Source organism: Paucilactobacillus suebicus DSM 5007 = KCTC 3549, from assembly GCF_001434475.1.
In the GTDB taxonomy this organism is placed as follows: domain Bacteria; phylum Bacillota; class Bacilli; order Lactobacillales; family Lactobacillaceae; genus Paucilactobacillus; species Paucilactobacillus suebicus.
On the sequence record NZ_AZGF01000002.1, the window covers coordinates 1 to 12165 of the forward strand.

The 12165-nt window shown below is 32.2% G+C and carries 13 protein-coding genes; all 13 read right to left on the reverse strand.

The window, feature by feature from the left end; translation table 11 throughout:
* The coding region (locus FD16_RS13110) for a DUF6056 family protein (RefSeq protein WP_235804809.1) at nt 1–325 on the reverse strand (325 nt) is incomplete at its 3' end.
* A gap of 999 nt (nt 326–1324) precedes the next feature.
* The gene (locus FD16_RS13115; protein WP_010621732.1) at nt 1325–1576 is read right to left on the reverse strand and encodes a helix-turn-helix domain-containing protein; all 252 of its coding nucleotides are present in this window, start codon (nt 1574–1576) and stop codon (nt 1325–1327) included.
* An 86-nt stretch (nt 1577–1662) separates the two neighbouring features.
* Nucleotides 1663–2580: a glycosyltransferase family 2 protein gene (locus FD16_RS00950; protein ID WP_010621731.1), complete on the reverse strand. Its 918-nt coding sequence runs from the start codon at nt 2578–2580 to the stop codon at nt 1663–1665.
* A gap of 15 nt (nt 2581–2595) precedes the next feature.
* The gene (gene tagD / locus FD16_RS00955) at nt 2596–2982 is read right to left on the reverse strand and encodes a glycerol-3-phosphate cytidylyltransferase (RefSeq protein ID WP_010621730.1); all 387 of its coding nucleotides are present in this window, start codon (nt 2980–2982) and stop codon (nt 2596–2598) included.
* Nucleotides 2975–4021, reverse strand: a complete 1047-nt coding sequence (locus tag FD16_RS00960; RefSeq protein ID WP_056938514.1) for a glycosyltransferase — start codon at nt 4019–4021, stop codon at nt 2975–2977. The genes tagD and FD16_RS00960 overlap by 8 nt, the downstream gene beginning before the upstream one ends.
* Complete coding sequence (locus FD16_RS00965) at nt 4018–5196, reverse strand: CDP-glycerol--glycerophosphate glycerophosphotransferase (protein WP_010621727.1); 1179 nt, start codon at nt 5194–5196, stop codon at nt 4018–4020. Before FD16_RS00965 ends, FD16_RS00960 begins: the two co-directional genes overlap by 4 nt.
* Before the next feature lie 12 nt (nt 5197–5208).
* Complete coding sequence (locus tag FD16_RS00970; protein WP_010621726.1) at nt 5209–6633, reverse strand: flippase; 1425 nt, start codon at nt 6631–6633, stop codon at nt 5209–5211.
* A gap of 2 nt (nt 6634–6635) precedes the next feature.
* Nucleotides 6636–7757 carry a UDP-galactopyranose mutase gene (gene glf / locus FD16_RS00975; RefSeq protein ID WP_010621725.1) on the reverse strand — a complete coding sequence of 374 codons (1122 nt, stop codon included), beginning with the start codon at nt 7755–7757 and terminating at the stop codon, nt 6636–6638.
* A 5-nt stretch (nt 7758–7762) separates the two neighbouring features.
* Complete coding sequence (locus FD16_RS00980) at nt 7763–8770, reverse strand: glycosyltransferase family 2 protein (protein WP_010621724.1); 1008 nt, start codon at nt 8768–8770, stop codon at nt 7763–7765.
* 22 nt (nt 8771–8792) lie between these two features.
* The gene (locus FD16_RS00985; protein WP_010621723.1) at nt 8793–9560 is read right to left on the reverse strand and encodes a DUF4422 domain-containing protein; all 768 of its coding nucleotides are present in this window, start codon (nt 9558–9560) and stop codon (nt 8793–8795) included.
* A gap of 23 nt (nt 9561–9583) precedes the next feature.
* The gene (locus FD16_RS00990; RefSeq protein ID WP_010621722.1) at nt 9584–10240 is read right to left on the reverse strand and encodes a YveK family protein; all 657 of its coding nucleotides are present in this window, start codon (nt 10238–10240) and stop codon (nt 9584–9586) included.
* On the reverse strand, nt 10233–11444 hold the full coding sequence (locus FD16_RS00995) for a hypothetical protein (protein WP_056938515.1): 1212 nt from the start codon (nt 11442–11444) through the stop codon (nt 10233–10235). The genes FD16_RS00990 and FD16_RS00995 overlap by 8 nt, the downstream gene beginning before the upstream one ends.
* A gap of 3 nt (nt 11445–11447) precedes the next feature.
* Nucleotides 11448–12095 (reverse strand): sugar transferase, encoded by a 648-nt coding sequence (locus FD16_RS01000; RefSeq protein WP_420835640.1) that lies wholly within the window; start codon nt 12093–12095, stop codon nt 11448–11450.
* Nucleotides 12096–12165 lie beyond the last annotated feature (70 nt).

Consider the following 12165-nt stretch of genomic DNA (forward strand, 5'->3'; position numbering starts at 1 on the left):
TGTTGCACTTAACTTGACAATTGAGGAAAATTAAATATGTTAATAATACAAAAACAAACGAATTTAATATGGCCTCTAAAGGTAACGGAATATTAACCAATATTCGAAAAATAGTTTGTCCTAAAAATCTACCATTATAATTAAAATAATCATTTACACCACTTTTAATAATTTTTACAAATGACATACCTGTCATTGATTCATCATCATTCCAAAGTGGCGTAAAATAATTCCATATGGTCATAAATATAAAAACAAATGACATTATTATAAAAATCAACTTGTTCTTTAGAACTAGTATAACTCTATCTTTTTTTCTAACCATTGTATTCCTTTAACCTGCCTTGTTTTTCTTTAATAATTTCACTATTAAAATAAAAAATAATACCTATCAATCGTACGATTTAAACCTATATGATACTTCCAACACTATTTCAAACTAATTAACTACACTAACTTTTTATAACTTTTATTGTACTAATTTTTATAATTACAATAATAGGGAAATAAAAAATAATTCCCGAATTGTCAAACCAAGTGTAACAACCATGAAGAAACTGACTAAGAGCCTATAGAAATTTTAATAAGCTCAGCAACAGAAGCATAGTTCAGCACCTTTCAGTGCTTTTGGTTTAGTGCAGCTCGAAAATTATTGATGGTATTTCCAGAAAATTCACGGAGTTATTTTTCCTTAGGAATGATTCTCTAATCAAATCATTTAAGCTCCCGTTACTACCTTTTTTCAAGGAGAATATGGATATGCAAAGAAGACTTTGGGCCCTTATTTAGAAGCTTAAACTCCGAATCGTTGTCAAAGGTAATCGTCCTGAAGATGGAATTATCCTTAACGATTATGTTTTGTAGGTACTTTAAACAAGTATCCGCATGATAATTGGGTATCTTAGCAATGATTTCATAGTGACTTTGTAGCTCCATCAGGGGTTATTAGCGCTGGTTCATTATAAATTCTCTTACTCTTAACTAAATCACCTTCCCAACCTCTAAAATGAGGGGTGATCTTCAATTGAAAATACCGTAATTGGTTTGTTTTTAAGTGAGTGACAGTGTCTATTACTCTTTACATAACGTCACAATTTGACTGATAATTAATATTATAATATTCATCTTTTCTTGATCAATATAGCGATACACCGTTAGTGTAGACGGGTACGGCTCGCTAGGATGTTTCTTTTTGAACACGTGAATGAAACCGACACTTTCAATTCAAGGACGTTTTTTAACTCTTTAGTTAGCGTGGATAAGATAACCAGTAGCGACTAAAAAGGCCTTTAGAATGACGATTTAATCGTAGATGTTCATAGAACTAACTTTTATCAGCATAATAGTAATGTACAAAAAGGTAGTCATGATTGCATTGTTGAACAATTCCACGCTTTGCTTCACGTAAAATTGTACTAATTCTTCGATGTAGTCGACTCAAAATATCATCTTTAGACATGCTATCGATTAGATAGATCTCAATTTCACCACGTTTTTCGGGAGTTAGTTGTTGGTAATGATTTACAGTGCTCGATTTAGTTTGGGTAATGAAGACATTCTTTTTTGGTTTCGTCACTTAAAGTTTAGACCTTCATAGCTTATCTTTTTAAGTTTTAATTTGTTGTACTTAGATTTTAAATCGGGGAATTCAAAATAACTCTTTTAGAACACGTTATTCGATTTTCTTCCATTTTGTTCTAAGTCATATTCTTCAATAACTGGATGAAACACTATAGCCGCACTAAAACCCATAACTAAATACTTAAGTCGTAATATTTTATGATCTGACTTAAGTAATATTCTTATAATGCCTTTGAAAACAGTGTTGAAATATTTAATTAATCCTCTCCAACCCCAAAACTGTCTGTAATTATATAATCTATTACGATACTCATAATAATACCTTGGAATTCTGTTCACATCATCTCTTACAATATCAGTAAATTTATTAGAATTACATTTGTGTAAAACTCTGCTACTTGGAACGAAATAACAATTAAATGCCTCAGAAACCCTTCTGGCAAAGTTTACATCATCACCCCAAATAAAAAAATCTTTTATGGGATAACCAAATTCTTTTACCGCATCAGCACTAACTAACATGGAAACAAAAGTCCCATCAACAATCTTAAATAAGTTTGAATCAATATTATTCAACCAATTTTCCGAATCTAACGTTGGCCTATTCATATTTGCCGGAGTTCCATCTTTCCAGTATACATAACTTGAAAGAAATCCATAATCACCATCAAGTGTACTCGTTGCCTTAACTAATTCTTTAAGCGCATCTTCATCAGGGATTGTGTCATCGTCCATTATCCATAAATGGTCGGCATTTAGCTTCATAGCTTCTTTAAATCCTCTATTAAATCCACCTGCTCCACCCAAATTTTCGCTCAAAAAGACTGGTTTTATTACTGAGTCGCTTAACGCAGACAAATATTCCTTGGTGCCATCGCTACTATTGTTATCAACAACTACAATAGCATCAAGTTTGTAACTTTGATTTTTTATTGCTTTGAGACACTCCTTCAGCAAAGCTAACCTATTATTTGTCACGACAACTGCTACTGTGTTCATCAAAATGGTCCTCCATTAGTTATGTAAATCATTTTTTATTTTTGTAGTTGAAATTCCAGTGGTACGTGGAAGATAAACAACTTTACAATATTCTTTTAAAAAGTCAAACTTTCCTGTCCAGTCATCACCCATGACGAACACATCAATATTAAACTTTTTAACATCTTCAATTTTTTGATCCCAATTTGTTTCAGGAATGACCTTATCAACATATTTAATAGATTCCAAGATATATTTTCTGTCATCAAATGAAGTGTACGCTTTTTTACCCTTTACAGCGTTAAACTCATCTGAAGATAGACCAACAATCAAATTATCTCCAAAAGATGCGGCTCTTTCTAAAAGTCTTATATGACCTTTATGTAATAAATCAAATGTACCGTACGTTATAACGTTAGTCATCTTTAATTTCCCCCGTCTCTTCTTGAATAATTGATTCCGCTTTTTCTATGGCCGTTTTAGTAAAATATCCTTTTTTCAACTTCTGAGACATACTTAAACAACTTTGAACCATCTTTAAATAATCTGAATCGGAAACTTGAGAAACTGTCTCGTCAAGATTGTCTAACGTATCAACCAAAATACCTAGATTATTGTCTCTGATTAAAGGAGCTAATGCTGCGTCTTTCCACAGAATTACAGGTAATCCAGAGCTTAAATACAATGATACTTTATGAGGATTATTATATAACTGATATAAACCCATTGGTCCTGCCATTTTTGTTGCAGAATCACCGTCCCATACTAATCCATATCCTTCAATAAACATTCTTGGCAGCACATCTGGATCAAAAGAACCATTGTATTTAAAATTATTCGGTAATATTTTATTTTTATCTATATTTCCAAAAAGATTTATTTTACTATTTTCATTTACTTTTATTTCGTACAAAAATTTTGACTTAGTTAAATTACCAGCAAAATTAAAAACAGCGGTATTTTTTTTATTTTTTGAAATATTCTGTTCATGAAAATAATCAAATATTCCTAAATTTACAACGGGTTTTCTTAATCCATTTTTCTCAAGTAAATCGGTCATACTTTGGTTTGAAGAAATCACAACATCATACGAATTTAACTGTTCAACAACCTCAGCAAGTGATGGAAATTTATCATCATTAAAACGTAAATAGTCAATGTCATGAATGAGAGTTATCAATCTTGCACCCTTTTTATGAAGATACTCAATCATTTTTCTTTCAAATCTTCGACCCATGTAAGTGGGGTATTGAATAAAAATATAATCATTTTTATCTACATTCTTAAACTTTTTTCTCAAAATATAATTAGTTGACAAAAGTCTCTTAAATTTATTATCAATTTGGAATAGCTCTACATCTTGATACATTAGCTCTTTTGCAAACCTTAGAACATCCGATTTTGCTTTGCTTAACGCATTTCTATGTTTTTCCATTGAAACTTCAATAATATATTTTTTCATTTGTTAACCCGTTCCAAAATAAATTTTTTTAAGTATGCTGAATTTTCATCAAAGTGTTCATTAATTTTTTTGTTTAACAAACTCGTTTTTTTAATTTCATTTTTAACGTCAGAATCAAATAATATATTTAAAAATTTAGTTTCATTGACGGCATATGAAATATCTAAATCTCGTGGGTCAAGATAAAACCCTCTCTGCTTCATATATTCATCAATGTCATACATGAATAAAATGATTCTTTTATTAGGTAATAATGCGTAGTCAAAAATCAAACTAGAATAATCGCTGACTAGTACATCTGTAACCATAAAAAGATCATTTAGATCCGGGTAGCTTGATACATCAATTATTTTATCTTGAATTCCGTCATAACTCAAATCCTCAATAAAATAATGTCCGCGAACCATAAAATTAAATTTGCGACACACTTTTTCTACAAGATCACTACTAAAAGGAAAGTCAAACGTATTCGCGTTTTTGCTATTTTGATATTCTCTAAAAGTTGGAGCATACATTAACGTTGGTTTTTCAGGATCTAGTCCAATTTTTTTCATTAAAATATTTTTCTTGTCCTGCATGCCGTGAAGATTAAGCAATTCATCATTTCTCGGTAGACCTAATATTTTTATATTTTTCGAATTTGGAAAAATATTTGAAAAAATCCGCTTATCATACACTCCCGAACAATAAAGTAAGTCAAATTCAACTTTACTAAACCAATTTTTTACTAAAAATTCTAGGTTACCCTCATCTGGCCCAAGATGTTTCAAAGGTATCCCATGCCAAGTGTTTATATACACATGTTTTTTATGATTAAAAGTAACCAATCTTTCTATGGATGTATTTGAGACCCAATATTTTGATTCTAATAAAACAAGCCAAAATTTAAAAGTATCTATTTTTATTTTTTCATTTTCGGGAATATATGCAAATTCACTAACATCATCAACACCCCAAAAAAACGAGAAATCAGAAAACCTAGGATCTGCCTTCAATTGCTTATAAATTGTGTATGGGCTATCGCTGACCTGCCTACCAGAGTAACTTGTAAATATAATCTGCTTAGAATTAACTCTCACAAATAGCTTTAAAACTGAAATTATTATTTTAAAAACTGACAAGTACATATAACCCAATAACTGACTGTGTTTAATAATGTTTTTTATTTTTTGCATGTTAATACCCGACTATATTTTCCTTTTTAATAGATTATTCATTTGATGAAGTATTGGTGCCTTTAACATAATCAGACCAGCTGCATAAATGACAAATCCTAGTGCAATTTGGACACCAAAATTAACGATAGAGGCCTTCATCATACTATTTAGTCTATCAACAACAATGAACATTATAAAGCCAGCCACCACATACTTCCAAATTCCGGTAAATAATTGTCTTCTACGAATCGTATTCCTTATACAATATATTTGAACAGCTGTTACCGTGAACTCAGAAATAACCGTAGAAAGTGCCGCTCCATTTGCACCATATGTTTCAATTAAGAATAAGTTAGTTATAACGTTAACAACCGCCCCAATTGAGACCGAAGCCGTGTACTCGCTTACCCTATTAACTGGCATCAAGTATTGCGTACCCGTTACATTACTCCAGGCAATAAAGACAATTACCGGTGCCTCAATGAACATTATTTTCGCAGATCCTGCAAATTGATCTCCCAAAAACCAAGGCGCAAATTTTGTTGAAATGGCTGCTAAACCAAACATCATTGGTACTGAAAGAGAAGTAACAAAATCAAAAGAATTATACAGACTTTGTCTTATTCCTTTCACATCTCCATCAGCAAATTTATGGGCAATATGAGGTAGCATAACAGAACCAGTAGCTGTAACTATCGCCAAGACAAGTTTTGTAATCTTATCAGCATAATCAAACTCTCCGACCGAAACAGTTGTCGAAAATCGACCAAGCATAATTCTATTAACCACAAGATAGACCTGAGTGGTAATTGTCGGTATAAATAATAGTAGTGAAGGGTAAAAATGTTTAAAAGGCCGCAGTATAGATATTTTAACAAGATTAACACTTTCCTTCAGGTAGGGCCATAACGTTAGATTCCCTAAGACCTGAGAAATACCTAAAAGAAAAATGTATTTTCCTAAATCATCCTGTCCCTTAACAAGAGTGAAAATCAAGGCTATTGATACAAGCTTTATCATCATATTTCTCAATACTGTCTTTTTAAAGTCTTCCATTCCCATAAAATACCAAGAAACATCTAGACCACCAGCTATAATAAACAGCGACTGTATTAAAAAATAATGCCTGTATGCATGGCTCAATTCAAACATAAAAAACAAAAAGATTACATACGCAAACGCAATTGTTATTGCTTGCAAAATTTCTATTTCCCAAAAGATTTTTGACCTTTTTTTCTTATCATCGCGATTATATGCAATCTCTCGATTACCATAAAGAGCTATTCCCATTTGCCCCAACAACAGAAAAAAGGTAACCCATGAGTTGGTATATGAATTTATACCAACACCATGCGCACCCAAAACTCGAGCTACATAGGGAACAGTTATTAAAGGAGCTAATAAAACTAGAACCTGGTAGCCCATATTATAAATATAGTTTTTAACAACTTTCATTTCTACTTCTCACTAAATTCCTGCGAAACAACTGTCAGTGCAGCATGAATAACTTGATGCATATCATAATAGCGATACTGTCCCAAACGTCCACCAAAAATAACATTCGGTACTTCGTCAGCTAATTTTCTATACTCTTTATATAACTTATCATTCTCACTGTTATTCACAGGGTAATATGGCTCGTCCCCACGATGCCATTCCTGTGGATACTCACGAGTTATGATTGTTTTATTTTTATCACCTTTGCCAAACTCAAAATGTTTGTGCTCAATAACTCTTGTGTAAGGTGTCTGTGCGTCAGTATAGTTCACAACCGCATTCCCTTGATAATTATCAATATCCAATTCTTCAGTTTCAAACTTTAAGCTTCTATATTGTAGTTCTCCAAGCTTATATTCAAAAAATTGATCTATCATACCAGTGAACACAATTTTTGGATATGTGGCGACATACTCATCCTTTTTCTCAAAAAAATCTGTATTTGTTTCAACAGAAATTAATTCACTAGATAGCATTTTTTCAACAATTTGTGTGTATCCACCAATTGGAATGCCCTGATAAATATCGTTAAAATAATTATTATCGTATGTCAGTCTTACAGGAAGTCTCCGAATGATGAAGGCTGGGAGGTCGGTGGCTGCTTGCCCCCATTGTTTCTCCGTATATCCCTTAACTAATTTTTCGTAAATATCTCTGCCTATCAATGATATAGCTTGCTCTTCCAAATTTTGTGGTTTTTTCCCATTCATTTCCATACGTTGAGACTCGATCTTTTTTTCAGCTTCAGCAGGAGTCACTACCCCCCACATTTTGTTAAAAGTATTCATATTGAATGGCATATTATAAATTTCACCATGATAATTTGCTACTGGACTATTAGTATATCGATTAAACTCAGCAAACTGATTAACATAATCCCAAATATCCTTATTACTTGTGTGAAAAATATGTGCGCCGTATTGGTGAACTTGTATACCATCGACTTCTTTCGTATATATGTTACCTGCAATATGATCACGTTTTTCGATTACTTTTACTTTTTTGCCCCTCTTGGCTGCTTCATATGCGAAGGTTGCTCCAAATAATCCAGATCCAACAACAAGATAATCATAGTGTTCCATTACAATTACACCTTCACTTTTCTTTTTTTTAGGAAATATAAAATATTCAGTATTCTTATTAAGCCAAGCTTGGCACAAACTAATTTAACTAATTCAATTTTACTCAAAAACCTACATGCCAGTATATCATTTACAGATACTTTATAAAAATTAAATTCTTTACTAATTAAAGATTTTTTTTGCCCAGTCGAGTACGGCGAATTATCTCTAAAATCATTCATAATAACTCCACTCAAGTTATGTATTTTAAAGTAATTCAACGTGTCGTTTGTCACATTACTAGACCATTTATAAACATTCGCAACTTCAACAATTTTATCATACTCTAAACGCAATACTTGGGATCTATCCGAAGAGAACTTCTTATAAAGCGACCCAACGGAATCCAAATTATACATATATAATGATTCCTTCAATGCACAGATTGAGGGATTCTTTAATATTACATCAAGATTGAACAAAAAATCTTCTCCCAAACTAGTATTTTCAAAGGAATTATGTTTGAGCAAAGATTTTCTATATAGTTTATTATAAACAACGGATATTAGTCCATCTCGTAAGAGTCGTGCCATGTCATTACCAGCAACTAGCGTTCCTATGCTACCACCAGGAACGCTACTTTTTATAACGTTACCTTTAACAATACTGTCGTACCCAAAGATAACTGTATCGCAGTTAAATTTTTCAATGGCGCTAACCGCTTCGCTAAGTAAATTCGTTTTACAAATATCATCACTATCCAAGAAAAATATAAACTCACCTTGACTTAAGTTAAGTCCAAAGTTTCTAGTATCTGAAACGCCCGAGTTCTTCTTATAAAAGTAATTTATTCGGTCATCTTTCTTAACAAAATCACTTATGATACCACTGCTATTATCTGTTGAACCATCGTCAATACATAATAGCTGCCAATCTTTAAATTTCTGATGTAGCACACTATTAATCGTATAAATGAGGGTATCTTCGGAATTGTACACCGGCATTATAATGCTTACGAGTGGACTATAACTCATATATATCTCCTATAAAGTTAACTTATTTTTCTGGTTTTTTAAACATTCTTAAAACAAACGAAAGCCCTTTTTTAATCCATTGCTGACTTTCCATGTGTACAAAATATACTTCCTTATAAGAATAGCCGGTATAATCTAGCCAAACGTCCAACAATAATTCACTTATAAATCCATATACTCTCTTTTCGTAGACGGAATAATCACTTATATTGGTTCTCTTTTCTACTAAATTAAGAACGTCAAACATCCATGAACAATATTCGTCGAATTTATCATATCTCATGATAAACATATTAAACATATGTGCAGAAGTTCGTTTCATAATGCGGTCATACGATTTTAAATAATCAGGATACATTTCTTTTATAACATCTCTAGTTTCATCTAAGGGTTCTCTGTGATGGGCATGTATATAATGATCATAATTAGATTGAATATAATATTTTCTTTTTTGGGGAACAATTATATCAGTCTGATCAAACAAATTTTCTACTTGCTCTTTTGTTAAAGCAAGATCAATTTCTTTCTTTCTATTCAAGCTAAGGTAACGCCTATAATGGTCTAACCCAATAGCATCAGCGGATAGATTTTTCCATGCCCAATAAATGGCTGTCAATTCATTATAAGACCCATTTTTTATTGAAATATTTTGACCTGTATCGTCACCGGTATATCCCTCAAATGTAACTCCTGGGTGTAATGCTTTACCGACAAAAACAGGAACGTACAAATTGGTGTCCTTAGGCATTTCATACTCTTTATGTGCCGCAACTAGTATCTTAATGTCCATTATGTTATATACCTCAAAAAAATTTATTTTTCTTTTTCGTTATCGTTATCTAACTTAATAGTTTCACGCCAAAATATCCAGATAAATGCAGCTAGGAATCCTATAGCTATGCCAAGAAGTCCGTATTTCTTTGCAGACGGTCCAGTGGTGGAATGAGTTGTGTCTTTATTGGCTGCGGACATTACATTTATCGTCCCTACATCATTCAACATTTTTGGTAATCTATCTTTGATAGCAATTGCAGTTGAATTTGCAACCGCTACGGCCTTATCACTAGAACCAGACTTGGCAGATACATTTAATACAACGGTCTGCGGATCAGATGTAATATCCAGCATAGATTTTATATCACTGGCCGACATTTTATATCCATAATTCTTTTTGATAATCTTTTTTGCCTGTTTTGCAATACTCGTATCATCAGAAACTTTTGCATATGTCTCCATCATTTGCATATCCGAAGCCAATGATGTACTCCCGTTATCTGTGTTTTCTAGGGCTTTCTTATCAGTATAGTTATGATATATCGTAATTTCTCTTTTTGCTGTATATTCAGTACTCTGCTTATGCTTCGCGTATCCTCCAAAAAGTAGGCCAAATACTAACATTGCTCCAATTATTATCAATAAATTTTTCCAAATTAGTCTAAAAATATCTGAAATTCTGTATGAGTTACTCATTTGTGTTTCCTACTTTCCTGGTTTTTATATATCTATTAAAAATTGAATAAGCTGCAATGTAAAACGGATTGTACGCAATCTCTAACATATGTTGATCAATCAAACAACTTAACGATATTAGAAATAGTATACCAACGAAAACGTAGTCTTTCATAGCCGTTGCCTGATACGCCATAATAGCAACTACTGCTATCACACTGATAAAAACAACAACACCATATATTAACAATAGTCTAACAAACGATGAATCAAGCATAAAATATTGATGTAATCCTCCACCAGCATTAAAATTTTTATATCCCGAGCTTCCTCCCCAACCATGTTCTTTTATTCTTTGTCCAATTAATGGTATTCCATATTTCATATATCCTAAATGGCTTAATGAAATTCTGGAGGAAATTAGTCTGTTAAGAATTGCAAATATGCTTTCGTTTTTAAAGAAAATAGTTGAAAAAATTGCAAAATAGGCAAAAATACCTGTAGCGGGCCATATGGTATCAGCAATAGACAGACCACTACCACCATCTTTAAAAGCATATTTACTGCAGATTAAATTAACTGGGATAACTAGAAATATAAGTACGCTATCCAATCTTGCGTCTGTTAGCACATAAATGAGTATTCCTATCAAAAAAATGAAAATATAGCTACCTGTTCTAATTTGCCCTTTTTTAATGTACAAATAGGAAAGAACTAAGTAAAATACATGCGAAGCAAAATCGGTTGGATATAGAATGCCAAATGATTCTCTAATTTTATCTCCACGAACATATACTAAATTTTTTATGACATGTAGCTCAGCAAGTGCTATCACGACAACAAGCATTACTAGTCCAACAACAAAATAAGTTTTTATTATCTCATCAAAATCTATATCACTCGCCGACACTAAAAATGCGCCAGTATAAAAGGCCAATGGTGAACTTGATTTCATCCAAGACAACCCAAAAAATAGCAGAACAAATCCGGTAAACAATATTTGTTCAAAACTGTAAGATGTAAAGAATGCTAATTTTAAAAATAGTAGTGCAATAGCCAGATACGCACAATAATTTAAAAGATGTATCGAAAAATACGCTGGCGTTATCATAGACGTTTTCAAGAAGGCAGACACTAAATAAATTATGAATGCCGTTATATAAATAGTTTGACCATTGATTTTGACATCGCTCATACTATTTTTAATTCTACTAATAATTACCATTGATCAATAAGCTCCATTTGGTTTTACCATTACCCACACAGTTTCAAACATAATTTTAATGTCCAAAAATGTTGACCGATGAGTTATATAATTCAAATCTAATTTTACCATTTCATCAAAATCAACATCATTTCGTCCTCCAACTTGCCATAGGCCAGTGCATCCTGGCTTAACAAGTAGTCGCTGCTTATCATAGTCACTATATTTTTCGACTTCGTGCACCAATGGAGGTCTTGGTCCAACCAAGCTCATAGAACCAGTCACAACGTTTACCAATTGAGGTAATTCATCCAAACTATATTTTCTAATAATTCGTCCAACTTTAGTAATTCTTGGATCGCTTTTTAGTTTGAACATCGCACCATCTATTTCATTCTTTTCTTCCAGTTCTTTCAAAAGCTGGTCAGCGTTTGTAACCATTGATCTAAATTTGAACATTCTAAACTTTCGTCCACTTTTTCCAACTCTAATCTGTGAGTAAAAAATAGGTCCTCTAGGATCATCAATTTTTATGCACAACGCCACAACCAAAAAAAGGGGGCTTAATATTATTAGGCCTGCGATTGATGCAATAACATCAATTAAACGTTTTAAAAATATATAAATGTATTGTTTTTTTAATTTAGCCACATCAATATTCAACACTGACATCCTCATGATACATATTATTGTTAAGTGAATTTTTGCGTAAATGATGCTTACATGCACCATAATATTGTAC

Coding starts and splice junctions, on each gene's coding strand:
- FD16_RS00960 (WP_056938514.1), bottom strand. CDS start 4,021: ATGAAAAAATATATTATTGAAGTTTCAATGGAAAAACATAGAAATGCG.
- FD16_RS00990 (WP_010621722.1), bottom strand. CDS start 10,240: ATGAGTAACTCATACAGAATTTCAGATATTTTTAGACTAATTTGGAAA.
- FD16_RS00995 (WP_056938515.1), bottom strand. CDS start 11,444: ATGGTAATTATTAGTAGAATTAAAAATAGTATGAGCGATGTCAAAATC.
- FD16_RS01000 (WP_420835640.1), bottom strand. CDS start 12,095: ATGTCAGTGTTGAATATTGATGTGGCTAAATTAAAAAAACAATACATT.
- FD16_RS00970 (WP_010621726.1), bottom strand. CDS start 6,633: ATGAAAGTTGTTAAAAACTATATTTATAATATGGGCTACCAGGTTCTA.
- tagD (WP_010621730.1), bottom strand. CDS start 2,982: ATGACTAACGTTATAACGTACGGTACATTTGATTTATTACATAAAGGT.
- FD16_RS00980 (WP_010621724.1), bottom strand. CDS start 8,770: ATGAGTTATAGTCCACTCGTAAGCATTATAATGCCGGTGTACAATTCC.
- FD16_RS00950 (WP_010621731.1), bottom strand. CDS start 2,580: ATGAACACAGTAGCAGTTGTCGTGACAAATAATAGGTTAGCTTTGCTG.
- FD16_RS00985 (WP_010621723.1), bottom strand. CDS start 9,560: ATGGACATTAAGATACTAGTTGCGGCACATAAAGAGTATGAAATGCCT.
- FD16_RS00965 (WP_010621727.1), bottom strand. CDS start 5,196: ATGCAAAAAATAAAAAACATTATTAAACACAGTCAGTTATTGGGTTAT.
- glf (WP_010621725.1), bottom strand. CDS start 7,757: ATGGAACACTATGATTATCTTGTTGTTGGATCTGGATTATTTGGAGCA.